Origin of the sequence: Colwellia sp. M166, assembly GCF_024585285.1 — a bacterium.
Classification (GTDB): domain Bacteria; phylum Pseudomonadota; class Gammaproteobacteria; order Enterobacterales; family Alteromonadaceae; genus Cognaticolwellia.
In genome coordinates this window covers 385,552-412,095 of the sequence record NZ_CP040755.1, presented here as the reverse complement: position 1 = coordinate 412,095, position 26,544 = coordinate 385,552, and the positions used below count along the sequence as shown (strand labels likewise).

19 protein-coding genes are annotated in these 26,544 nt (G+C 37.3%); 11 read left to right on the top strand and 8 right to left on the bottom strand.

Annotated elements, in window-relative coordinates; genetic code table 11:
• Positions 1-90 precede the first annotated feature (90 nt).
• Positions 91-1,065, top strand: a complete 975-nt coding sequence (locus tag FGD67_RS01960; protein ID WP_257173452.1) for a transposase — start codon at positions 91-93, stop codon at positions 1,063-1,065.
• 1,333 nt (positions 1,066-2,398) lie between these two features.
• Here FGD67_RS01960 and FGD67_RS01955 read toward each other — a convergent pair.
• Positions 2,399-3,211, bottom strand: a complete 813-nt coding sequence (locus FGD67_RS01955; protein WP_257173451.1) for a mechanosensitive ion channel family protein — start codon at positions 3,209-3,211, stop codon at positions 2,399-2,401.
• 90 nt (positions 3,212-3,301) lie between these two features.
• Positions 3,302-3,937: a phospholipid-binding protein MlaC gene (locus FGD67_RS01950; RefSeq protein WP_257173450.1), complete on the bottom strand. Its 636-nt coding sequence runs from the start codon at positions 3,935-3,937 to the stop codon at positions 3,302-3,304.
• A gap of 652 nt (positions 3,938-4,589) precedes the next feature.
• Between FGD67_RS01950 and FGD67_RS01945 the strand changes: the two genes are divergently transcribed.
• From FGD67_RS01945 to FGD67_RS01915, 7 genes are all read left to right on the top strand, one after another.
• Entirely contained in the window at positions 4,590-6,359 is a 1,770-nt protein-coding gene (locus tag FGD67_RS01945; protein WP_257173449.1) for a CHASE domain-containing protein, read from the top strand.
• 32 nt (positions 6,360-6,391) lie between these two features.
• Positions 6,392-6,817, top strand: coding sequence for a response regulator (locus tag FGD67_RS01940; protein WP_257173448.1), 426 nt, complete (start codon positions 6,392-6,394; stop codon positions 6,815-6,817).
• Between the two features lie 44 nt (positions 6,818-6,861).
• Positions 6,862-8,550, top strand: coding sequence for a bifunctional diguanylate cyclase/phosphodiesterase (locus FGD67_RS01935; protein ID WP_257173447.1), 1,689 nt, complete (start codon positions 6,862-6,864; stop codon positions 8,548-8,550).
• 195 nt (positions 8,551-8,745) lie between these two features.
• A complete protein-coding gene (locus FGD67_RS01930) occupies positions 8,746-9,414 on the top strand; it encodes a methylamine utilization protein (RefSeq protein WP_257173446.1) in 669 nt (222 codons plus the stop codon).
• Positions 9,404-11,722, top strand: coding sequence for a bifunctional diguanylate cyclase/phosphodiesterase (locus FGD67_RS01925; protein ID WP_257173445.1), 2,319 nt, complete (start codon positions 9,404-9,406; stop codon positions 11,720-11,722). The genes FGD67_RS01930 and FGD67_RS01925 overlap by 11 nt, the downstream gene beginning before the upstream one ends.
• Entirely contained in the window at positions 11,715-12,542 is an 828-nt protein-coding gene (locus FGD67_RS01920; protein WP_257173444.1) for a DUF3034 family protein, read from the top strand. The genes FGD67_RS01925 and FGD67_RS01920 overlap by 8 nt, the downstream gene beginning before the upstream one ends.
• The gene (locus FGD67_RS01915) at positions 12,542-13,000 is read left to right on the top strand and encodes a group 1 truncated hemoglobin (protein WP_257173443.1); all 459 of its coding nucleotides are present in this window, start codon (positions 12,542-12,544) and stop codon (positions 12,998-13,000) included. Before FGD67_RS01920 ends, FGD67_RS01915 begins: the two co-directional genes overlap by 1 nt.
• 134 nt (positions 13,001-13,134) lie before the next feature.
• On the opposite strand, the gene FGD67_RS01910 is transcribed toward FGD67_RS01915, so the two are convergent.
• Positions 13,135-13,992, bottom strand: coding sequence for a mechanosensitive ion channel family protein (locus FGD67_RS01910; protein ID WP_257173442.1), 858 nt, complete (start codon positions 13,990-13,992; stop codon positions 13,135-13,137).
• 13 nt (positions 13,993-14,005) lie between these two features.
• Complete coding sequence (locus FGD67_RS01905) at positions 14,006-14,794, bottom strand: hypothetical protein (RefSeq protein WP_257173441.1); 789 nt, start codon at positions 14,792-14,794, stop codon at positions 14,006-14,008.
• A 245-nt stretch (positions 14,795-15,039) separates the two neighbouring features.
• Between FGD67_RS01905 and FGD67_RS01900 the strand changes: the two genes are divergently transcribed.
• Complete coding sequence (locus FGD67_RS01900; protein WP_257173440.1) at positions 15,040-15,879, top strand: universal stress protein; 840 nt, start codon at positions 15,040-15,042, stop codon at positions 15,877-15,879.
• Between the two features lie 411 nt (positions 15,880-16,290).
• Here FGD67_RS01900 and FGD67_RS01895 read toward each other — a convergent pair whose 3' ends face one another.
• The 4 genes from FGD67_RS01895 to FGD67_RS01880 form a co-directional block, all read right to left on the bottom strand.
• Entirely contained in the window at positions 16,291-16,755 is a 465-nt protein-coding gene (locus FGD67_RS01895; RefSeq protein WP_257173439.1) for a hypothetical protein, read from the bottom strand.
• A gap of 223 nt (positions 16,756-16,978) precedes the next feature.
• Positions 16,979-20,716 carry a translocation/assembly module TamB domain-containing protein gene (locus FGD67_RS01890; protein ID WP_257173438.1) on the bottom strand — a complete coding sequence of 1,246 codons (3,738 nt, stop codon included), beginning with the start codon at positions 20,714-20,716 and terminating at the stop codon, positions 16,979-16,981.
• The gene (locus FGD67_RS01885) at positions 20,713-22,437 is read right to left on the bottom strand and encodes an autotransporter assembly complex family protein (RefSeq protein ID WP_257173437.1); all 1,725 of its coding nucleotides are present in this window, start codon (positions 22,435-22,437) and stop codon (positions 20,713-20,715) included. Before FGD67_RS01885 ends, FGD67_RS01890 begins: the two co-directional genes overlap by 4 nt.
• A 242-nt stretch (positions 22,438-22,679) precedes the next feature.
• Positions 22,680-23,639 carry a magnesium transporter CorA family protein gene (locus FGD67_RS01880; RefSeq protein ID WP_257173436.1) on the bottom strand — a complete coding sequence of 320 codons (960 nt, stop codon included), beginning with the start codon at positions 23,637-23,639 and terminating at the stop codon, positions 22,680-22,682.
• Positions 23,640-24,069: 430 nt separating this feature from the next.
• Between FGD67_RS01880 and FGD67_RS01875 the strand changes: the two genes are divergently transcribed.
• Both FGD67_RS01875 and FGD67_RS01870 read left to right on the top strand, forming a co-directional pair.
• Positions 24,070-25,422 carry a magnesium transporter gene (locus FGD67_RS01875; RefSeq protein WP_257173435.1) on the top strand — a complete coding sequence of 451 codons (1,353 nt, stop codon included), beginning with the start codon at positions 24,070-24,072 and terminating at the stop codon, positions 25,420-25,422.
• Positions 25,423-25,484: 62 nt separating this feature from the next.
• The gene (locus FGD67_RS01870) at positions 25,485-26,531 is read left to right on the top strand and encodes a DUF21 domain-containing protein (protein ID WP_257173434.1); all 1,047 of its coding nucleotides are present in this window, start codon (positions 25,485-25,487) and stop codon (positions 26,529-26,531) included.
• Positions 26,532-26,544 lie beyond the last annotated feature (13 nt).

The window sequence follows — 26,544 nt, the reverse complement described above, 5'->3', positions numbered from 1 at the left end:
CTTAGAATTAAGAAGACACTCACCCTAAATTGAAGAAATATGGCTTATGCACTACGCTCAACTAACCAAGCGACTTATTTCAGGTGAGTTATGGCCACGCCAAGGAAACAACAAATCAGTTTAGCCGATACGCCTTATTATCATTGCGTTGCACGTTGTGTTCGACGGGCTTTTTTATGTGGTGAAGATAAATTATCAGGTCAAAGCTATGAGCACCGTCGCGGCTGGGTAGAAGATAAGCTGCACTTTCTCACACAAGTCTTTGCCATTGATGTTTGCGCCTATGCGGTGATGAGTAATCATTATCATGTAGTGGTTTTTATTGATGAAGAAAAAGCGCAGCAATGGAGCATGGCGGAAGTACTTGAGCGCTGGCATCGTTTATACAAAGGGACGTTACTGACAAAACAATATTGTCATGGTGATACCTTAGCAAAACCGTTACTTGATATCGTTAAAGCGACTGCCGAGGTTTATCGAAAACGCTTGATGAAAATCAGCTGGTTTATGGGCTACATCAATGAAGGTATTGCTAGAAAGGCTAATCAAGAAGATAACTGCACAGGCCGATTCTGGGAAGGACGATTTAAATCTCAAGCATTATTAGATGAAGCAGCACTGGCGGCTTGTATGGCCTATGTAGATTTAAACCCTATTAGAGCAAAGATAGCCAAAACGCCGGAGAACTCCGCTCACACTAGCGTAAAGCTACGCGGTGAACAGGCAAAGAAAAACCAACAACCCAATACCCTGTTACCTTTTATCGGTAATCCAAGAAAAGATATGCCAAAAGGTTTACCCTTTGAACTTGCCGACTATCTGCAATTAATCGAATTGACCGGTCGCTGTATTAGAGCAGATAAACCTGGCTATATCGACGATAACCAACCCCCTATACTGAGTCGCTTAAATATCAGCGCTGAAAACTGGTTAATCATCACCACAGAATTTAGAACACAGTTTCATGGCGCTATTGGTCATGAAGGTGCCCTCAGTGATTATTGCGCGCATCAACAGTTAAAACGACGACAGAATTTGAGTCATTGCAACAAACTCTTTGGCTGAAGTTCCCCTCAACCATTAATAAAACAGCTTAAACTTTTAATCAGACGCTATCTGAGAATAACTAGGGCCAAAGTATCAGTGCTAGAGGCTAAATAGAGTAAAAATCGGTTTTATTGGTCCTTACTGGTATCAAACAGCAATATTGCGCGTGACTCTAGATAAGTTGTTATTAAATAGCTATATCGGCATCAGCGCTAATTTAGAGTGAATTTTTATCCGTTTAATTTTTAATTTCGTTTAATTTTCGTTTAATTTTTGTTTAATTTTGACTGTCCGTTTAATTTCTTTGCAACAAACTCTTTGGCTGAAGTTCCCCTCAACCATTAATAAAACAGCTTAAACTTTTAATCAGACGCTATCTGAGAATAACTAGGGCCAAAGTATCAGTGCTAGAGGCTAAATAGAGTAAAAATCGGTTTTATTGGTCCTTACTGGTATCAAACAGCAATATTGCGCGTGACTCTAGATAAGTTGTTATTAAATAGCGATATCGGCATCAGCGCTAATTTAGAGTGAGTGTCCGTTTAATTCTTAATTTCGCTGGATAGACAAAAATGAGTATAAATTGAACGATACCATTCAAGCCGATCACTCAATACCATTTTGACCAAAAAGTGATCTGCATCGATGGTATTGAGTGATCGCGATGGATAGTATTAAGTGATCGGCTTAGATGGTATTAGGTGATCGCGATGCATGAGAATATGCATTCATGAAGCCACGAGAAAACATGCTATAAATAATCATTATGGGTAAAGTTATAAGAAATACTTTCCAAGACCATTCCATTTTTTAAATCCCCAATGTTCAATATTACGGATGCAACTAACAACTTTATCAGAGGCCACTTTCCTCTTTTCCTACCAGAAAGTTTCCACCTTATTTATTTAACCTATTAATAACAAATCTTTGCAGCTATTACCACTCATTGCCTACAGATAAAGCGCATGATCTGTTCTTTGGACGAAATGAGGAAAGTTTCCTCATTTCGTGACTTGGTAGGAAAATCCACAACTCTATATAAGCAGTCGACTCAGTTTTGTAAAATAAGGCATTAGAAAATACAGGACAAATGTTTTAAGACTAAAGTCAGCGCACAAAGTGATGATTAGTAATTCAAAACTGACAGTAATGGTGACAAAGCTGATGGCTATTTATGGTGATATATTCACGATTAAATTAGGTTTTATATATGTGGTCTTAGTGAGCATGCCGAAGGTTGATTTCAAAAAGTAAAGACAGTCACAAAACCTAACTAGTATGTTGGATTTTCTGATTCGGTGATGCGTTTCTCGTCTTATGAGGATACACATAAGACAATAATTAATAAGACTTATTTCTTTTCAAACCACAATTGCATAAAATCAGCGGTTAGTTTTTGCTCTATCTCAAGTGCTTTTTCAGTCGGGCAAAAAATAGAAAAAATCACTTGTGTATCACCCAATTCAGAAGTTGATACTTGAATATGCGGCTCCGGACCAGAGATACTGATATCTAAGCGGTTTTCTATCAGATGATTATAACGAATGGCAACTTCTTTAAACTCGGCACAATATAAATTGGCTTTTTCATGCAGTATAGCGATAAAAGTAAAAGGATTTACACTATCATCACGAACAATAGTAAAATGATGCATAGCATAACGCTTTAAAAAGTTTAGGTTTTTTATAACCGATGTTATCAGCTGGCTATTAGGCACATAGAGTGTTTTACCGGTATATTGATAGTCGTGCTTATTCACCTCTAAAAGCGTCAATTTTGCCCAGTCGCTTGAGTGTACTTCACCATAATATTTACCGACCTGTATCCAATCACCGATACGAAAAGGTCGACTGGTTAGAATATAAATAAAGCCGATAAAACATTGAATAAATTCTCTTGTTGCTAGTACGATGGCAACAATAAAAGCCGCAATTGAAAATGCAAACTGTTGAATTTCACTCGACCAAATATTAATAATCAAAACAATAACAAGTAAGCTAAATATATTATTTACCAGATTGATCTTTAACCTTTTACTTTGTTTAGATTTTCGTTTTATAACTTTGATTATTAATGCTTTAAAGCAGAAAAAACTAATGATAAACGATGTGGTAAGTAAAAATTTATGTTGAAGAAAAAATTCAACAATTGTTTCAATATTCAAATTAACCTTGTTCCCATAATGCTTGTAGTTATTACTTAATGCATTTTAAACGTGGATTAAAAGCGCTCAAAATACAGTTGTCATCGTTGATTATTCTTCAATAACTCTTTGATTAATATTTTTTAAATGTAATAACGTGCCATCAACACCTAAGCGATTAAAACTGGCATTTATTTCGCCTTGTTTAGTCTGTAATAAACTAATGCCTTCAACTTCGATATCAAAAAAAAGCCAATCATTAGCATTAGATTGCATCAGTTTAACTAGCGCTTTATTACTTTTAGTTTTACCAACAATCGTAATATCTACCATTGCCATTTTCCCGCTTGGCGATAAAGAGCTCTGACCAATATAGAGTTGTTCATTATTATATTTATTTAATAAACTACTATAAGTGTTAATAAGCTGTAAAGATAACTCAGTAACAAATGACTCTCTCAGCGCTTCAGGCACTTTAGTTAGATTTTTATTAAGGACTTTATAAGTAAAGTATCGTGTTTCAACTTCAGGTAATAAGTATTCAGTTAAAACCGCTCTAATGTTAACTTTCGTCAAACGCTGAGTTTGCTTTAAAGTAACTAGCGATGCTTCAATCTGACCAAATACGGCCTTAACTTTGTTTTTAGCAGCATCAGCTGACGCAAAAGCGCTGGTAGAAATTAACAGTACCATGGTAATAACCACGACAAAGGTTAAGTTTGTATAGGTTGCTTGTTTGATTTTCATATTATTGCTCAACTGGTGGTAAATAACGGCGATTATAGTGATTAGTTTTAAGCTAGCAAACGTATTAATTAACTCAGTTTAATCAAATAAATTTATCAATCTCATAACCCTAATAAAAAGATTAATGTTTATATTTTAAACTGCCACTGATTAAAGCTAAAGCCATGCTATGAGTGTAGCTAGTAAAGCACGATTAAGTCATATATTTGTTAAAGCTATTAGGGGTTGTTGATCTAACGATTGTTTAGCTATATATTTTAAAATATGCTTTGTTTATCTTAGCATTAGCAACTTTTCCTGTTAATCATCAATAGTTGAACTATGCTAGTAACGCGGTTCTATAAACTAATAACCCTTTCAATATTGCATTAGTAATCATCGGTTACTGAGTTAGCATCAATCGACTAGCAATAGCTGAATGTTTATATTATCTTAATGATGTAATGAGCTTTATTGTTATATTTTATGAGTAGTTAAATTCATTCCCTGTCTTTTCAAGTGTAATGCATTACACTTTAGGGAGCTTAAGTTAAACTAATAGACTCTGATATCTATTGTAGGTGAATTTAATTTTCTAGCAAAATTGAAGCTTATATTCCCCCCTTTAGTAGCAAGTTCTAAATATATGTAAGGTACTAAGGAATATGACGCTATGGAAATAAGCGATACTCAAGATGAACGGCAGAAGTTGATTTATTCTAGTCATCTGCGTGGCTTTCACTGGTTAATACTAGGTCTTTCAGCAATATTAACCTCTGCTGCATGGTACATTACCACCGAACAAGTTAATGAGAGAGCCGCTGAACGTTTTGAACGAGAGTCATTACAGGTTATAGAGCTGGTAAAAGAGCGTATGCAACTGTATGAACATGCTTTATGGGGCGCTGTTGCCCACCTTGATGCCAATGAAACTGAGCTCACTAATCAACAATGGAGAAATTATAGTAATAGCCTACAAATAGATAGAACTTACCCTGGTATCAATGGTTTAGGTGTGATTTTAAATATCAAACCTGAGCAACGTGATAACTTTATTCAAACACAGCAAAAAAGCCGACCAAACTTTACCATACACCCAATACATGAAGAGCATGAACTGTGGCCTATTACCTATATTGAACCGGCATTATCTAACGAACAAGCAGTAGGATTAGATGTTGCCTTTGAACACAACCGCTACACAGGTATAAAAAAAGCAAGAGATAGCGGTTTAGCACAATTAACGGGGCCAATAACCTTAGTGCAAGATGCCAAACAAACTCCAGGTTTTCTTTTTTATGCACCTTTTTATAATAAAGAGATGGCACATAACTCAGTAAGTACCCGCCAAACTTCGATCAAGGGCGTGGCATACGCACCATTTATTATGTACAAGCTTATTTCTGGAACATTAGCCATTGATAAACGTCACGTTACCTTAGAAATCAACGATAACGGTCAAGTACTGTATAATGACCTTGATAATATTGAGGCTGCTGAAATAGATGCTAAGCCATTATTTACCGATAAAGTAAATGTTCAACTTTATGGTCGAGAATGGCAATTTGTCATTAGCTCTAATTTAACCTTTCGTGCTGACTCTCGTTCAAATCAACCTTATTTTATCCTGGCTAGCGGTATCATCCTTAATCTCTTATTATTAGCATTATTTGTTGTTCTTTCTCGCGCCAGCAAACAAGCATTAGAATATGCCGATAACATTACTCGAGAGCTAAAGATCAACACTCAACGCTTAAAAAAATCAAACCAAGATTTAGAGCAATTTGCCTATGTAGCCTCACATGACTTAAAGTCACCGCTCAACGCCATACAAAAACTAGTTAATTGGATCACTGAAGATTGTCAAAATATCTTACCTGATAGCTCCAAAGAACATTTAAGTTTACTTAAAAATCGTACTATTCGCATGAATAGGTTACTTGATGATTTACTCGATTATGCACGTATTGGTCGCCATGATTATGCTCCTGAAGAGTTAGACTTAAAGGCAACAGTCGAAGAAATTTTCAGTTTATTAGACCATCCAAAAAACTTCAAACTTTCAGTTACTAAGCAGTTATTATTAATCCCAAAAACCCCGTTAGAAATTGTTTTACGTAACCTAATATCAAACGCGATAAAACATCATGATAAAGCAAGTGGCCATATTGAAATACTTTATAAACAAGAACAAGGAATGCATTACATTAGTGTCCAAGACGATGGTCCTGGTATCCCACAAGAGCTATTCGATAAAGCGTTAGAAATGTTCCAAACATTAAGGCCTAGGGATAAAGTTGAAGGTAGTGGCATGGGGCTTTCTTTATCTAAGAAAACAATTGAGCACTACGGTGGCAGTTTAGCGATAGAATCTGATGGTCTAAATGGCACTAAAGTAATCGTTATCTGGCCCATCACAGCTAAAAAAAACACTACAATTTGATTGAAACGACATAACTTACAACGGATTGCTACATGAGCCTATTTACCAGTGAAATAACACTATTATTACTCGAAGATGACGACATTGACGCTATGGCAATAACACGGGCATTTAATAAGATAGATATCGGCAATACTATCATTAGAGCAGCTGATGGCTTAGAGGGATTAGAGTTGTTACGCTCTGGGGCTGTGCCTTCTCCTTATATTATTCTGTTAGATTTGCAAATGCCGCGTTTAAGTGGTTTAGAGTTTTTAGAGGAAATTCGTCAAGATCCACAATTAGATAAAAGTATTGTTTTTGTCTTAACTACCTCTAAATCAGATGAAGATATTACGGCTAGCTACAAAAAAAATATTGCCGGTTATTTTGCTAAAGAAAATGCTGGCGAAGAATTTTTAGATATAGTAAAAATGCTCAAGCACTATCGGAAAATTGTGCATTTTCCTGAAGCGTAAACCAAGAAAGTGCTTTTTTCATGTAATCTCAAGGAGCCTAACTGTTGAATATTTTGATTGTTGATGACGATATTGTCGATAGAGAACATATTAAACGAACGTTAAATAAAACCAGTATTAACTGGAGTTTTACTGAAACAGAATCTGTAGATGAGGGATTAGCAGTCTTTGCAGTAAATAAATTTGATGTGATTCTATTAGATTACCGTATGCCAAAACGCGATGGTATTGAGTTATTACTGGAGTTACGCAATACATCTTTAGAAAAAAATGTCGCGATTATCATGCTAAGTAATTCAGAACAACCTGAATTAGCTTTAGAATGTATCAAGGCTGGTGCACAAGATTTTTTATTAAAATCAGAAGTCAGCTCCTCGAAATTGGAACGGGTTATACTGCAATCACAGGCTCGCTTTGAGCTAGAGCAAAAACTGTATGTGAGCTACCAAAACGCAAAAACACTCGCTGAACACGATTCATTAACGGGCTTGGCTAATCGCTATTCATTTGAAGAAGCATTACGTTTGAGTGTCAGCCAAAAACCTCGCGCTAAGTCTATCTTAGCATTAGCTATATTTGATCTTGATAATTTTAAGTTTATTAATGATAGTCATGGCCATGATGTCGGTGATGAACTATTAAAGCAGGTATCAAATCGAATTGGTCATTGTTTACGTGAAAATGAATTATTTGCGCGCTTAGGAGGCGACGAATTCGCCATTATACTGGCTAACCTCCACACCATAGATAATGCCACAAGAGTCACTAAACGCATCTTAAGTTGCTTAGAGGTACCGTTTTTTATTTCGGAAATAGAAATAAAAATGACCGCAAGCATTGGCATTGCCATTTATCCCAACAACAGTATTGAAGCCAATGAACTGCTTAAGTACGCCGATATCGCCATGTACCGCGCAAAAAAACTTGGCCGGAATCAAATCTGTTTTTTTGAAGAACAAATGCAAGCACAGTTTTTACAACGTTACCAATTAGAAGCTAATTTGATTGGTGCGGCAGAACGAAATGAATTTGTTTTGCACTACCAACCCATCCTTGAAACAGCGACAAGAGAAATATCAGGTTTTGAGGCATTAATACGTTGGAACTTTCAAGGCACACTGCATTTTCCTGATAATTTTATTGGTATTGCTGAATGCTCACATGTCATTATTGACATCGGCCGATGGGTTATAGAAGAAGCTATACGGCAAATTGCAACATGGAATAAAAAGTACAAAAAAAGCTGGTCTATCTCAATTAATTTGTCAGTTATACAACTAACCGATAAAGCCTTGGTGAGTTTCATTGAAAGTACCATAGCAAAGTATGGCTTAGCGCCAGAACTTGTCGAACTTGAATTAACTGAAACGGCCTTACTCGAAAATAGTGAACAAGCCATTAAAGTCATGGAGTCACTAAGCAATATTGGCTGTCACATTGCTTTAGATGATTTTGGTACTGGTTTTTCATCCGTGTCGCATTTACAAAATTTTCCAATTAATACTGTTAAAATCGATAAGTCATTAATGCTAGCGTCTAATAAGCCTAAAACTCGCGCCTTAATACAAGGGCTTTCAGCAATGCTGCACTCTTTAGGTTTAGAGATTGTTGCTGAAGGTATTGAAGACCAAGATAGTTTTAGCTTGTGTCAGCAACTTAATATTCAACGCACACAAGGCTACTATTTTTCTAAACCTGTTGATGTTAACACCGTAGAAAAAAAGTTTATGTAATTGATGTCCTTACATGCCATTGTGTGTTAAAAATTATTAGCGACGGTAGTGGTTGTGTTACTCTTCGCGTTAACATGTCATTGCACGCAATGATATGTTTGTATAATCGCAAATTATAATTACATTGAATATTAGCAAATATGCTTAATGGCCAAACTTGTGATTATCTTAAAGCATAATATTATTTTGGAGTTTATGAAAAGTTATCTTTTAAATGCCTCATACCAATTTTTTGTACTCTTGATGCTTGTTGGACAAGTCAATGCCGATCAATTTATCGTACAAGATCAACATGGCCTACCCATTGAGAATGCCATATTAGAATTTTCAGTTACCTCCCCCATTACAACAAATATAACACCAGCAAATACTTTGATTATGGACCAAATCAATAAGCGTTTTGAACCTGAAGTTTTAGTGATTAAGCAACACGATTTTGTCAGTTTCCCCAATAGCGACAACATTAGGCACCATGTTTATTCTTTCTCAGCAGTTAAACCTTTTGAATTAAAACTATATTCAGGTAAATCTAAAGCGCCGCTACAGTTCAATAATGCAGGCATCTCGGTATTAGGCTGTAATATACATGATTCAATGGTCGGTTATATTTACATTGCAAACTCAACACAGGTGCTGATAACAGACAAGCAAGGTATTGCAACATTAGACCGCACTATTAAATACCAAAGTATTAAACTTTGGCATGCCAATCTATCAGGTTCTGTCGGCCAGACTAAACAAATTAACTATGCTGATTTAGTGACTAATTCGACGGATAAATCCTTATTTATAATTAAATTAGCATTGGACTCTCCAGAGCCAAGAAATACCTTTCAGAGTATATTCAAAAAGCATGGCTCATAAAGTTAGTTTACGCCGACAGGTCACTTTACTGGCTGTATCGCTGGTTATTCTGACGGTGACATGTTTATTAGCAGTGTCTTTATGGAAAACCATTACCTCACACAATCAGCAAATAAATCAAAGAATTATTAGCGCAGAAAATGTCTTAATAGAATATTTAACAGCCAAAGAAGCCTTATTGCTGACGGCATCAAAAGTACTCACAGCAGACTTTGGCTTTAAACAAGCCGTTGCCTCACGTGATAATGGCACCATAGCCAGCGTATTAGAAAATCATGGTTCTCGCATTAATGCCAGCTTAATGCTGTTGAGCGATTTAAACGGTGAAATTATTTCTTCAAACAATGACCGCTTTACCTCGGATCCAGCTTTGGCAAAAAATTTAAATACCATAAAACTTAATTTGAACAAAACTCAGTTAATGCTGATCGATGGTAATCTATATCAGCTTATTGTTCTGCCGGTGAACGCGCCAAGAACGATCGCTTATTCGGTTATTGGCTTTCAAATAGATCTAGCCTTTATTAATGAACTCAAGAGGTTGATGGCCGTTGAAGTTAGTTTTTTCTACAACGATGCCTTGATTATCACCAGCCTACAACATCTTGATGACCTCCATAACAACTATTTCAATAAAATGGATAACTCATGGTTGTTATTTCAAAGAAAACTCTATGAAAACAAAAGAATAACATTTACTAATTCACAAAATCATGACTACATTGCACAGGTCTCAGTTGATTTATCACCCAGTTATATCGAACTGGATAAACTTGTTTCAATCACCCTGCTCATCTCGTTTTTTATTATTGGCTTTACCGCTGTCGCTAGTAGCATAATTGCCAAAAACTTGACAAAACCATTGCAACAATTAACACAATTAAGCAATGACTTTGCTCAAGGAAAATATGAACATGATAAGAATATGTCAAACGGTAGTATGGAAGTGAATCACGTTTATGACAGCTTTATTAAAATGGGACAAAAGATCCAACAACGCGAACGTAAAATAAATTATCAAGCCAAACACGACTCATTAACCAATATTTATAATCGTTCAACATTTATTGACATGCTCTCAAAGCATATTGCCTCGCATGATCACCATAGCCATTGTACCTTATTAGTTTTGGCGATTAATATCCGCAACTTTAAACGTATCAACGACAGCTTAGGCTCTGATATAGGTGATTTGACCCTTAAATCTGTTGCTCAACGTATCAAAGATATTTATCAAGAAGAGATGGTGATGATCGGTCGTTTTTCTGGTGATGAATTTTTCATCGTCATCAACTTAGCTAATGGAGAATGCCAGCAAGATATTATTGAAAATTACTTAATTCACTTAAAAGCTCCCATGCAAGTTAACAAGTTATGGCTAAATTTAAACTTTCGTCTTGGTGCCTGCCTTTTCCCAGAACAAAGTAGCAATGCGAAGGAATTAGTGAGAAGAACCACCATAGCCTTGGAAGCGGCAAGAAATGAAAGTAAAACGATAAGAACTTACCAAGATGGTGAAGATGAGGCCTATTTAGAAAGGTTAAACTTACTGGAAGAGCTAAGAGCCGTAATCGCTCATAATGCTGGTGAGTTATTTATGGTTTATCAACCTAAGCTCAATTTAGACACAGGTAAAATAGAAAAAGTTGAATCATTAATTCGTTGGATAAAGCCTGACGGCCAGTTTATTTCACCTGAACTATTTATTCACTTGGCAGAACAATCAGGGTTAATTATTAAATTAACCCACTGGGTGATCGATACCGTGCTCAAACAACAACAAGCTTGGCGCGAAAATAATATCGAACTTAAAGTGGCTATTAATATTTCAGCGCAAGATATTACCCATATAGATTTTGTCGACTTTATCTTTGATACTCTAGCAAAGTACAATGCCGATCCAAACCTGATCACCTTAGAAATTACTGAGCGTGATATCATGACCAATGAAGATCTCGTCATTAGTCGTTTATGCCAGTTAAAGCAATCTGGTATTCAAATCTCTGTTGATGACTATGGTATTGGTCAATCATCGTTAGGAAAATTAAAACAACTGCCTATCGATGAGCTAAAAATAGATAAAGCTTTTATCCTTGAGCTAGATAAATCTGCGAAAGACCAATACATAGTGCAATCTACCATAGAGCTGAGCCACCAACTGGGTTTTAGCGTTGTTGCTGAAGGCGTTGAAAACAAAGCTTCACTTGATATGCTCAAAGCGATGAAATGTAATCATGTCCAAGGCTACTACATTTCACGTCCAATTAATTCAGCACAATTACTTACATGGTTAAAAACTTATGAATAAAGTTTTCGTCACTTTTGCCTTACTTATGGTTTTTTCAGTTAATTGTTTAGCGCAAGGCAAGATTTTAGCCACACCTGGCGTTTCTCAAATTGAGGGGGCTGGTGGTGGTGGCATTGTTCCTTGGGCACAATTAGCGGGGTATGCAACACAAGAAAGTGTTGCTATCAGTGGCTCATGCGCGCGCGTAACGGTAAAAGATTTCGCGCTAAATACTTGTGGTTTACAGGCAAATTTTTATGACCGTATAGAGTTATCATTTGCCAAACAAAGCTTTCAAGTAAAACCGCTTAAGCTAGACTTAAAGCAAACCATTGTAGGCGCAAAAATTAAGTTATTCGGTGATCTTGTCTACTCGGATTTGCCACAGGTGAGTTTAGGTATTCAAGCAAAAAAGTTAAAAACCAATGATGTCGCGTTTGCCTTAGGGGCAGAAAAAGACTCAGGCAGCGATATTTATATCGCTGCTAGTAAACTTCATCTCGGCTTTATTAACGGCTATAACTGGTTGTGGAATATCACTGCAAGACATACGAAAAGCAATCAAATTGGGCTGCTTGGTTTTGGTGGTGCAGATCAGAAACAAAAAATTCAATTTGAAGCCTCAACCGCTATCTTGTTAAATCGACATTTAGCCGTTGGCGTAGAGTATAGGCAAAAACCAGATAATTTGAATTTAGGTGAAAATCATTGGAAAGATATTTTTGTTGCGTGGTTTCCAAATAAAAATATCAGTCTTACATTAGCTTATGTTGATTTGGGAAGCATTGCAGCCATTAACAATCAAACCGGCTGGTATTTATCAACTATGTGGTATTTATAATGAATATAGTAAAATTTTCTCTGCTGTGTCTGGTTCTAGCTTCATGCATCGCTTGTTCTACTTCGAACACCGCTTTGGGTAATAATACCAATTCAGCGCCGACAGAAAGTCTTTATGTTGAAATGGGACAACAAGCTGCACTGGATAAAATTGTTGATAATTTAATTAATATTATTGGACAAGATGAGATAATATTTAGTCATTTTGCTGATAGTAATGTCTCACACTTTAGAAAAAAGCTAACGCTATTTTTATGCCAAATTTCAGATGGCCCATGCCAATACAACGGTGATAGCATGCAAGATATTCATCGAGGTATGCAAATAAATACCAATCAGTTCAATCATTTTGTTGAGTTATTTATTGCCGCTATGGATGCTTCTGGTATTGCCTACCCAACGCAAAATAAGTTATTAGCACGACTTGCACCCCTGAGAAAAAACATCATCAAAATATAAGCCTACAATCAGCATATTGTCATCGTCCTTACTAAGGCTCCGATCAAGCTATCTCGTCACTGAAGCTACTTAACTAAACTATATAACTAAACTATATAACTAAACTATAAATACTACTTTTAGTAGGATGAACATTATTTATCGCTTTGCTCTGCTTTATTCGGCACTGATGACATTGGAAATGGCGTAGTTGCTGAACCGGCATATAAGCTGACATGAGGGAATGGAATTTCTATACCTTGTTGGTCAAAGGTTTTCTTTATCTCCATATACATTTCATTTTTCATGGCAAGAAAGTTTTCCCGTCTTGACCAGACCGAAAATTGAATATCCACCGACGAGCTGCCAAAGCCCGTTAAAATGAATATCGGGGCTGGCTCTTCTAAGCAAATCAAATTTTTCGTGGCAATAGCCATCAATATACTGCGCACTTGTTCAATATCTTCTTTATAAGCAATCCCTATTTTTAAATCTGCCCGTCGGATCGGATATTTAGTTAAGGTGGTTACTGCACTTTTTATCATGCTTTCATTCGGAATACGGACAAACAAATTATCAAAAGTGCGTAATTTAACTGACAGTAAATCTATAGAAATCACTTCACCGGTAATATCGTTCACTCGAATGACATCGGTGATAGAAAATGGCCGCTCAATCATTAAAAACAAACCACTAATTAAATTTGATGCCGAAGTTTGTGAAGCAAAACCTAATGCAACAGTAAAAATTCCTGCCGCACCAACCAGAATGCTTAAATCGATACCAATATTATCTAATGCTGAAATGGAAACTAAGATTAAAATACCGTAAAAAATAGTTCTTTTTAAAAATAACTGCCCGTGCGCAGTCATTTTATGTTTAACCAGATTAACGATGGCGCTGCTGAGCAAACGAGCGATGATAAAGCCGATAATGAATAACAAAGTCGCTTGGATCAAAGCATATAAATGTGAAGCTTTAAGTAGGTCAATAAACGCAATAAATTCTGTCACAGTCGCTCTCTTTCTATGCAAATAAACTACTAATACTGCGAATGAGCCTGCCATGTTCGGTATTAGTTCTTGGGCTGTTAATTAACACCGCAGCTAACGCTTCAGCTGGGGCATGTTTAGCTAAATTCAATTCAACATTATCGCTATCACGTTCTCTATGTACTGATATTTCTGTCGTCCAAAGTTGATGTTCAGCATCAGCAAATAAGTGCAACAACGTCACAGGGACATTAATACGCTCTATCGTTAAAGGCTTATCATGGTTATTGATGACAGTAATAGGCGTAATGGCACGGTGCGGACGTTTTTCAATATTATTTAATTGAATACGAGCAGCGGTATATTTGGCATAACAGATTTGCCCTACCCGTGTTGAAGGACCAAACCAAGAGTCTGATGGGCGCCAAAAAGGTAAATCAAGTAAACGCTCACCTTTCGGTAATAATTGCGCCGAAAACCAAATAGGCGTACTCACGTATAGCCGCGATTTTTCGCCAGCAAGTAGTGTTAAGGGAGTATCGGGCCGCGCAACGACCGAGCGATCAGCAAGTAACGGTAACACTTGCACTTTATCAGCAGTATACTGCTGTAAATAGCGACCAAACTTTGCCTCATCAAGTGCCGAGTATTGTTCGATATCATCGACAATAATAGCATCATTGTTCTCATTAGGCGTTTCTAAATTCCAGCTATTCCATTCATTTTCTAAACGTTTAAGAATAATAGCGCGCTCACCTATTCGCCAACAACGTTGTTGTTGAAGCTCAAAAGTAAACACTCCCCACCAGGCATTATCAGCCATTTTTTAATCTCTTTTTAAGTTCAACGCAATGTTAGGCAATTAAGTAACAAAATCATTATTAGTCAGCATAAGCTTGAAGGAATTGGCTTGTTTTTCAACTAACAATAGCTTTTTATATTGCTAGATTATGCTATCTTAAAAGCCCTATGTATACAGCCAAATAAAGCAACTTACTGTGCCTTGTCTCTGTAGCTTGTTACTTTAGCTTTACCTGTTTAAAGATTAATCATCCAAGGGGATGTTTCATGACAACCTTACACATAGTTATGTCAGATTTAGAAGTCACTCATGCGACTTTCACCAAAGTAAGCTTGTTACAAAAGCGCCTGTCAGCAAATATTGTCTGGTATTTACATCATCATCAACGTTTCTTTGACCGTTACTATTTTTCTCATGAACTAGCCGATATTTCAAACAGCTTACAAGCAAACCACGCAGATAAAATTGCACAAGTAAAATCTAAAATCAACAAGCACTTTCCTGCAAGTAAGGTAGAAATCTGTCAAGATAAATACTGGTCGAAAAATGTCAATGATAATGCTGAAACTGAAGATCCTAGAGTCATCATCAGATCAACGTCTGGACTAACCTCAGCAGATCATCAATACATTAGCCACAATAAGCACACGCTATTTATCTTAAGTCAGCAGAAGTGGTTAGCTGATGGTAAAGCTATCGGGGCAATCGACCCGTTTCATGAAGATGACAGTGAAAATAAATCGGATGTTCAAGTATTTAATTTTATCCGTCAGTGGTGCTCTGTTAGTGAGAAAAAAGAGCCATTTTTATTGCATGTTATCCACATTCCGCCATTAGCCATTGAATATGAAAAGCAAATTGAAACATTACATAAAGAACAAGTGTATGGTTTTGCTAAAAAAGTAAAATGTCCCAGAGATATGATAAATTTTACCCGTGGTACACCGGAGCATGCTTTATTAACATACGTTGATGATAATAAAATAGATTTGATCGCGCTTGGCTGCAGAGAACACAGCGTGTTTGATAAGTGGCTCAATGGTTCGACAATATCAGCACTGATAACACATCAAAACGCTGATCTTGTTTTGCTTAAGACCCCTTAGCGTGATTAGCGCTTAACTCATCAAGGATGTCTGATAGATAACAGTTTCTTCGCGCCAATTATAATCATAAGAGGAGTAATACCAAATTGATTAAGTTCTTTCGCACTCAGCGAGAATTTAAAGGCTTAGCGGCACAGGTTCATAGTTCCAGACTGAACCTAAGTACCTACATGCAGGCGAGGCATTGATTGAAGATAATGGTTATTCTCGACAACTGCTCCTGCGTTGTTCTAATGACTCACATCCCTGTGAGCACCTTGTCAAAATCAATAACGCAGCAGGTAAACCTTTTAAACTCGAGCTCTGGGAGTTTTCTCAATATCCACTAACATCGAGAAGCGCTCTGAATTGGGAAGAAATTTAATCAAATTGGTATTATGCAGCAGAGCGAAAAAGTGAAGTACAACGTCTCTAAGCTAACTTAAAAAATAAATCACCAAAACCCCATAATAAGGTACCGGTAATAAGCAACGAAACTTCAAGTATACCAAGCTGTAATCGAACCGCTTGTAAAATGCTTTCAGTTTTATCGTCAAAATCATCAGCTATTAATTGTAACTCACTGTCTCTATGCGCTTCTGTTACCCTTAAAAGCCGTAGTTTTCTTTTCGTACGAGCAATATTGATACGGTGTTGAAAATTAAGTCGGCTAATTAACAGTCTCTCTTGTATTATGCCACCCAAGCTTGACCACACACCTAGGACGACAATTAGACAGCCACTACGAGAAAGCCATTCAATACCGGCAAACTCTATAACTGATAAATAAAGGCCTGACACCATTAGCAGTATCGCTAATAACCAATTGAGTAATGGATGACGTTTCGATATAGCTAAAGGCTTTATAAATGCTGGTTTGCTGGACTCATCTGCCATAAATATACTCTGTTACTTGTAGTTTATAATTTGGTTTAACATCAGGTTTAGCCGTTAACCGCTACATTAACAACAATCTAAACAACGAATAATTAACAAATAAATGGCGAAAAATAAAAACTCAATAGCTAAGACCATACACATAACACTAATAAAGATAAAAATTATACTGAAATTTTATGCTAGAGCGCTATAACTTATTCCGAGCTCAGTGACATTACAGTTATTTTTTGTCTTCGCTGTTATCACTTTCTTTATCATCTGTTTTATCACTGTCTTTAGTGTTGTTTTTACTCGGTGAATACTGTTTTTTATAATTGATATTGGCACTTATCTCTTCACCGCTCGTGGCTTCAAATGATATATTAGGTGATAGCTTATATTCAATAACCCAGCCGGCTTGTAGGCTGTTATCAGAATCAATACTTGTACCGTAGCCAACATTTAATCGTTCATTTATTTTTGCCGCTATATCTACACGCGTGCTATTACCATTAGTGCCGTTTTTACTGGTAAACGCTACGTCTTTTAGGCCCAACTGCTCACCTATTTTTTGCACTAACTTATTAGCACTATCAACGCCTAAACTAATTGCGGCACTGGTTAATGCATTGCCCTCTTGCTTAGTCAATGAGTCTAAATTACGGCCAGTGATCAATAAGGATAATATATTTTCATCAGCCATTACCGGCTCAGAGAATAAAGTGAGACGAGGACTGTGTATAGTACCATCAGCAATAATACCGACCTTGATATCATCAACAACACGAACGGCTCGAAATTGAATACTAGGGTTTTCTGGCGCGCCAAGAAACATTAATTGCCCTTGTTCAATGGTCAGGGTTTGTTTATATGCCTGAAATTGACCATTTTTTAATTCTAATCGGCCATTAAGGCTTAATTGTTGACCAGAAATGACACTTGAGGCTAAGCTTCCTTGTATTTCACTTGATAAGCCAAAACCACTGATCTTGACGTTATCTCCTGCGGTAATCGTCAGTGATACATTGTAATCCAATAGTGAATCATTCAGCTTTATATCTTGCCCACCGACGATCACTTGATCTGGGGATACACTCACCGCCGATTTAGGTAAAGAGGCTATCTTTATATCCGCTTGATCAACCAGTACATTGCCATCAACCTTGAGATGTCTATCTTGATAGTTTGCTTGTAAACTTGGCGAAACAATCAGTTTATTATCATTATTATTAACCAACGTCACTTGCTGGCCTTCAATAGTTAAATCTGCTGTTATCGGGGCAGAAAGCTTAGCTTGTCCTGTAATACTGAGTTCACCTTGCGGGTTTTGTAATTTACCTAAAAGTTCAATACGGTCTTGATGGCTGGTTAATTTAATTTTACTGTTACGAATATCTAAGCCATATTCATCAATAGCTAAATGCTCAATGTCTAGCGCGCCGTTACCTTCAAACTGTGGCTGTCGCCATGTGCCAGCTAAGGTAAAGTCTTGTACTAAGCCCATGTCAATTTTATCGATACGCTTTTGCCATTTTTTCAGCCAATCAAATTGCTGTAAATTCAACCATAGCTCACCAGAAATCTTAGCGTTATCCGTTAGCGGCCAAGCACTGGATAATTGTGCTGTTATTTTATCTTTTATCGGTAATAGTATCGTCAAGTCAGTGCTTATTTTATCCTGTTGCCATTGACCCGCAAGTGATACTGATGGAATGGTCAATAAACGTTGAAAACTCTTCTTATTATCTGAGCTCGGTTCAGTCGCGATATCAACAACAGTATCGGTTTGGTGTAGATTGAAAGCTATTTTTTTATCCACGCTATATGAGAGTAGAACTTCCCCCATAGGCATGATAATTTCTGATGTGAATTCAGGTGATTGCACACTAGTGTTAATACTGTCCCATTGTGTTGTTATGACAAAGGTTTGCTCTTGTTGCTCGCTATTAAGCGTAAAGTTTTCACCCTGCACTTGAACATCAGCGGCTTGCCATTTAAAGCGAGGTATCGATAAATTTGCACTGACAGTTTGCAGTTGTTCCGCCTGACCCAATGCACTTAGCTTACCGGTTAATGTACCCGCTATTTGTTGTGGGTATTGCTCAGAAAAGCTTGGCAACCAAGCTCTTATATTTTCTACGGTTGGTAATATTGACCATTGCTCAAAAGTTACATTTACTCCCCATTGGCCATTTTTATTTTCACCATTAACACATAAACTACCATGCCCCGTTAGACATAAATTATTGATCGTCTGCTGTGTTTTGCTAAGTTGCAATTGTTCGGCCATTAACGCTAAAGTTTGTTGTTGTGTTTTCGCGCTAAAAGCTAACTGATTAATCTGCCAGATAGCCGACATTAAATCACTATTAAGCGTGAACGGTTCCTGTCCTGGAGAACGCAATTGACCATCAAAAGTTAAATTGATCGCGGTACTATTACCAATTTTAGCCTTAACTATTGCTTGATGCTTTGTCGGCAGACCGGTAACTTTTAATGATGCTAATGCCACTTCAACATCATTAACATTAAGCGAGTCGGCCATAATATCAGCCTGCCAGCGTTCATTAAAATCTAGCGCCCAGTGTAATTTCTTACCACTAAAATCTGATAAAGCCAATTCCGCTATATTGCCTTTGCTGATAACCAGCCATTGCGCTTGTTGTTTTTTTATCAGCCAATTAACATTAACATCCTTAAACTTAACGCTGTCACTGAGTATTAATTTATCACCATTAATCTGCCCTTTTAATAACAAACTTTCTGTTGTAGGCTCATTTACATCAAACTCACCTTGCACTTCAGCCGTTAGCTCACCTAATTTTATCTCGTTACTGATCAGGGTGAAAACACCTTGATTAATGGCCATATCTAGGTCTGCTAATACTGGCCAAGCTGAGGTGATATGTTCGGTTTTATTAGTCGTAGTAGGTAAACCTTGCGGCAAAGCAGCCGTTATCGCTTGTTCATTTAAAGTACTTTTTAACTGTAATGAACTTTCGATATGAGCTTGCCAATCCAGCACATTCGCAAGCTCAGTGTTAATGTCTAATTGAATATCTTCAAACGCCTGCCACGTTGCTTGCGCTTGTATATTGGAGGTCAATCTCGGCCAATTAAGCGCAAAGGTTGCTTTAGCCTGTTTTAGAAAAACCGACTCTGTGCCTAAATCCACTTGCTGCTTGGCAGCAATTAATAAACCACGTTCTAAAAACAGTCCTCGTTGCAAAAACCAGTCAGTTGTCAATGTCAGTTGATTAGGCGATTGCAGCTGTAACGTTAATTGTGAGCCTTCGTTGATGCTACCTTTGGACTTGGCATGGGCAGAAAGCTTTGCTCCTAACACGTTAAGGTCAAGTAGATGTTGCCAGCGCTTACGCATATCAATATAGCCAGACGCTTTAATATCATGTTCATCAAAGGTCAAGGCTAAGCTAGCGACACTGACTTTGCTACCAACCAAGGCTAATTTTTTGACGCTCAATTCGCTAACATGATGCTGGATGTTAGCCGTAGACGATAACTGGTTATACTGTAGATTAGCGACATTAATTTTTTTAACCTTAACGGCAATAGGCAGTTTGACCGTACCCAGTTCAGGCCAACTATTATCCTTAGGCTGACTTGCTGTATCATCGCTACTCGACACCGTTAACGTATCCAACGCTAGGCTTTGACACGAGATTAAACCATCAATTAAATGCCACCATTGGCAGTTGATTTCCAGCGCTGTTGCTTTTACTTCTTGCTGATCTTGTTGCCAAGATAAATCAGCTAAGTGAATACCCGACTCTATTGTACCACTGACTTTGCCAATAGTTAGCTCTACTGGTTGAAATGGGGTCAGTCGTGCCATTAACCATTGCAAGCCAGATTCAGAGCTATAAAGCCAAGACAACATTAGCAATATGATAGCCATTAACACGGTAACAATTAAACTCGTCTCCTTAAGCAGCATGCTTTTATTCACTCGCGTCATAAATCTGGTCCTATAGTGATATGAACACGCCAATCTTTATTGCCATCAAGGGCTTTTGCAACATCAAAACGAATAGCGCCAACCGGTGTTACCCATCGCAAACCTGTACCGACTGATTTCTGTAATTTCCAATCCCGCCAGTTATTAAAAGCATTACCTTGATCAGTAAATATTGCCCAACGAAAGTCTTCCTTAAATAAGTAGTCGACTTCAATACTCGAGGCTAAGAGGTGCTTACCACCGAGCAAAACACTATCTGCAATCGGTGACAAGCTTTGATGTTTATAACCTCTAACTGAGACATCACCACCGGCAAAAAAACGATAATTGGATGGCATAGAGCGATTAAAATCATCGGTATCCATCCAGGTAGTACCTACACGTGCTCGCAATAATAAGCGCCAATCATCATTGATTGACCAGATACGCTTTATCCGTTGATCCGTTTGTAAAAAGGTAATGTTGGGATCACTCAACTGCTCGCCACTAAAACGAAAGACACTTTGCCAACGCCAGCCTTGCTTAGCCGAAAAAGGATCGGTAACACTGTAATAATTCAGTTGCCATGACGGCACAATATACTCAAGGCTACTACTGACATCAGCGTCGGATTGTAACTGCTCTTGTGCCATAACAATGGACCATTGGCTAGTCCAATGATCATTAATTTTATTAGCTAACATCGACTCAAAAGTGAAAATTTCACTGCGGCCAATTTCTTCATTTTTAATCTGATAACTGATCAGGTTTATCCACTGACTAGAGGCTTTTTCTAACGGTATTTGGTACTGAAAGGTGGCATGGATATCTGCTCGGTCTAATTTTACTTCATTTAAATCTAAGGCAGCTATGTATTGGTGTGCTTTGTCATTTACCCGTCTATTTTTCCAACTAACACCTAATTTACCACCACTGTCGGTGCCATAACCCAACAATGTTTTTAACTCATATTTTTCGGTGTCCGCTATAGAAAGACTAATATCTACAGTTTCAGTAGTATGATCGATGGCTTGTTCAACAACCACTGATTTAAAAAAACCAGAACGATTAAGTGCTTGTTGGCTCGAGATAATATCGCGTTGATTATAATTTTGTCCTGAACGTATGTTTGAGTAACTATTGACTAAATCATGTGATAGCTCGGTACCATCAATATTTACCTTGTTAATTGTGTAGCGAGTACCACAATCAAAAGTCCAAGCAACATTGGCAACAAGTTGTGTAACATCAACGTTAAGTACACTGCGACTGAAGCTAGCATTTAGTAAACCTAATTCTTGTGCTTGGCGCTGTAATGTAGACTTAAACTGGCTGTAATCACCGTGATTGACAACTTTCCCTTGACTAAAAGGATGTTTCGCAACGAGTTGTGATAATTCACTCAATTCATTCTGACAATTGAGGCTAATATCAACCTTATTCCAACGTACTGGTGCTTTTAAATCGATTGTCAATATTTTGGTATTTTTATCACTTTGTAGCTCATCTGATAATGCTAATATCGGCTGATAATAACCCAAGGCTTGTAGTGCACTACGAGTTTTACTCAGAATATAATTATCTGATTGAGGGAAGCCTAGCACTGACAACGGAATGATATTGTCAGTGCTGTTTAAGTTTCTCAAGATATTGGTTTTTAGTGCCGCATCGACACCATTTATCGTGATAGCTGTACCCGCTTTTTCGTCATTTTGAGCTGACTGAACTTTAAAAGCGCTCACGAACATCAAAATAATAATAAATGTGTAGATTTGTCGAATTTGATATCTGTAATTCAGCTGTTTCAATAGTTATCCATGGCTGCTTGGCCGTTTAAATTGCACGGTCTGTCACAATTATGACGACTTTATTAGCAAAAATAATTAAATAAGCTAAGCGCGGTATATTATTGAGCACGAAATCTGACCAATAGGCAGATCACCAACAGCAACGAGAATAAACCTCATCAACTGCTGCAGCTCATTTATAACCAGCGTTTCTTCTTAAATACTACCAGTAATGCAACTGAGATCACCACCATTACAGTTAAAAGAATAAAATAGCCATTCTCAGCTTTAAGTTCAGGAATATATTCAAAGTTCATTCCATAGATACCCGCAAGAAAGGTTAAAGGGACAAACAATGCTGTGATCACTGTTAACACCCGCATGGTGGCATTAAGTTGATGTGAAGTCACTGACATATAACCATTAATTAAATCACCACAAATATCATAATACATTTGTGAAAGACTCAAAAGTCGATCTAAACGCTCGCGTAAATCATTAACGGTATGTATTTCTTTATCTGTGATCAAATCAGTATCATCATCATCAACATAAGCTTTTAACGTATCTCCCATACTGACATGATAGTTGAAAGTACGTCTTATTTTCACCAGTTGTGAGCGGTGTGAGGTAATTTGCTTCATCATGCGATCATTACCACTTAACTGAAATTTGTCTTCAATTTTTTCCAGTTCAGCTTCAAAGGTAAAAAGCTCTTTAAGATAGTAACCACAACTGCAATGAAAAAGTCTTAATGCCATATGAATAGGGCTACGTTTAAGATACTTCTCACTATTTTGATTAAATAGTTCGTTAATGGCCAATGAGCTCTGCGGATGACGAGTTATTAACAAGCGTTTACCAATAAACAAACTGATTTGTAAATGACCAAAGCGTAAGCCATCATCATTCGCCACTATGCCGCGATACAACATAAAGATGTAATCTTTGAATAATTCTATTTTAGGCGGATGGCGTTCTCGCTGAGCATCACTAATAGCCAGAGGATGGCAATTAAAATCCATTAGTAACTTTTTTTCATCCTCCAATTCAACATTATCAAGATCTACCCAAAGCGTTGTTTGCTCATCTTTTTGCCATTGCTCTATTAATTCGCGGCCACCAAATAAAGTTTTTTCCGTTGGTGATATCAACATACATTTTATCATTTTACACTCTCAATATCCCCAGCTTGCTAGGGATGATTTGTGATCTTAGTTTTTGACCCTAATGTCAAAAAAATTAATAACTACTCGCTAAATATTTATCAAGGTTCTACATTACTCATTATTTTCAATTACTCACATTATATCGTTCATCTAATAAACAATAACATGGCCGAATCATTAGCCGCCTTATGGAGGTTAACTCTCGCTGAGTGGGCAATAACTCAATCAACTTGGTATAAAGTTAACTTAATTTCTCTTGATTGTAATACACTTAACTGTAAATACGAATAAAATCGATTAAGCAATAACGTTAAACTATATAACAACAATAACAGCTAAAAAAAAGACAAATGACGACTAAACAATTACTTAAAATAAAATACCAGAGTGTTTTAATAACGCTTTTAAGGATAATTCAATGTTAGAAAATGCCATAGACAAATTATCCTTGGTCATTAACGACATATTAATTGCCGAACACACGCCACAAATTGCTGAAATCATGACCAGCGCTATTGACACCTTGGCACCAGAGCAATTTTCTTTACTTATAGAAGCGCTACCACAAGATAAACGCTTAAGTGTTTGGGCAACTTATCCTGAAGAAATACAAAGAGCCGCTTTTGTTGATATGGGGCAAGCAACCAGAACAAGTTTAATTGAGGCGCTAACTGATGACGAATGTTTCGAGTTGCTAGCACAGCTTGATGTTGATGATGTTATTGAAATTGCGGAAGAAATTCCTAGTCGGCTATTAAAGTATGCCATAAAGCAATTAGATGACTCACAACGAAAGTTGTACCAACAAGCACAGCAATTTAGTGTCGACAGTGTCGGCCATTGGTTAGATTATAATTATGTCCGCATTTCAGAAAAACTGAAAATTATTAGTGCTCAATTACTTTTACATAAAGGACTTGCGCCCTATACCGAAGACTTCTATGCAGTAAATAAGGAAGGTATTTTAACCGGTACTGTTGCCATTAATACCCTGTTACCTAATAACGCAGAAGGCACATTAAAAGAACTTTTTTGCCCGGAAATAGTGCGACTAAACGCTAACGAAGAACTAACGCTCGCGGCAGAAGCCGTCATACTGTCTGGAAAAATGTCACTTCCTGTCGTTGATGACAATGAACGCTTTCTTGGTCGTTTTACAATAGAAACAGCTTACCAAGTTAAACAAGAGTCACAAACAGAACAAATCACGACAGCTGCGGGTTTAAGTAATGACGAGGATTTATTTTCTAGCGTACGAACCAGTGCGAAAAACCGTGGCATTTGGTTAGGCATTAATTTATTAACAGCATTTTTAGCCTCATGGTTTATTGGCTTTTTCGAAGCTACATTGCAACAAGTCGTGGCATTAGCAGTATTAATGCCGGTAGTTGCATCTATGGGGGGTGTTTCTGGCAGTCAAACCTTAACGGTTATTGTCCGCGGCCTCGCCTTAGGTCAAATAACCGATTTAAACCGTAAAGTATTACTGCGAAAAGAACTCAAAGTTGGTGCGCTAAATGGTTTAATTTGGTCACTGGTGATCGGGTTAATCACTTACCTTTGGTTTGATAGCTTAGTACTCAGTTTAGTGATCGCTTTGGCCATATTATTAAATTTATTGACCGCCGCCGCATCTGGCGTCATGATCCCGGCATTATTAAATCGATTGAATATTGACCCTGCCTTATCAGGTGCGGTTATTTTAACCACGGTAACCGATATTGTTGGTTTCGTTGTATTTTTAGGATTAGGCAGCTTATTGCTGCTTTAAGAAAGTAATACCTATCCAGCGAAAGTAGCCACTGGATTGGTAACAATAACAGGAATTAAGTAATGCCCGTAGAAACAATCACTTGGATTGCCATTGCATTTTGTATTTCGCAATCTGCCATTTTTTCTGGTTTAAATTTAGCCTTTTTCTCACTCAGCCGACTACAACTAGAAGTTGAAGCCAATAAAGGTAATAAAGCGGCTAAAAAAGTCCTCGCGCTAAGAAATGACTCTAATTTTTTATTAGCCACTATTTTATGGGGTAACGTCGGCATAAATGTATTACTGACTATGTTGTCGGATTCAGTGCTCGCTGGTGTTGGCGCTTTTCTTTTCTCCACTATCGTAATTACTGTCGTGGGTGAGATCACCCCACAAGCCTATTTTTCTCGTAATGCATTAAAAATGGGCAGTATGCTTTCACCTATTATTCGTTTTTACCAGTTTTTGCTTTATCCCGTCACTAAGCCAAGTGCATTAATACTTGATGCTTGGTTAGGTAAAGAAGGTATTACCTATTTAGGTGAGAGTGAATTAGGCAATATTATTAAAGAACATATTCGCGCCGAAGAAGCCGACTTGAATCATGTTGAAGGTATTGGGGCACTGAATTTTTTCGCCTTAGATGAAATTAAAGTAACAGAAGAAGGTGAAATTATTGATCCTAATTCTATTATCGCCTTACCAACAAAACTAGATTTACCCATTTTACCCGATAGTTATTCTGGTGCTGATGATCCATTCCTCACCATGCTGAACCACTCAGGCTATAGTTGGGTGGTATTAACCAATCTTGAAGGTGAACCTTTGCTGGTGATTGATGCTGATGGTTTTTTACGCAGTGCCTTATTTCAATCGGAGAATTTTGACCCATACAATTACTGTCATCGCCCGGTAGTGATCACAGATGAAAACACCTCATTAAATGAAGCCATTTTAAAAATGAAAGTAAATACCTCTGTTGATCAAAACTTTGATGGCGTTATAGAACACGATGTTCTACTGATATGGGGTGACACTAAGCGTATTATCACCGGTGCAGATATTTTTGGCCGCTTACTTAAAGGTATGCTGCCACCGATGGAAAGTAACGCTAAAACTAGCATTTAAAGATATTTTATCT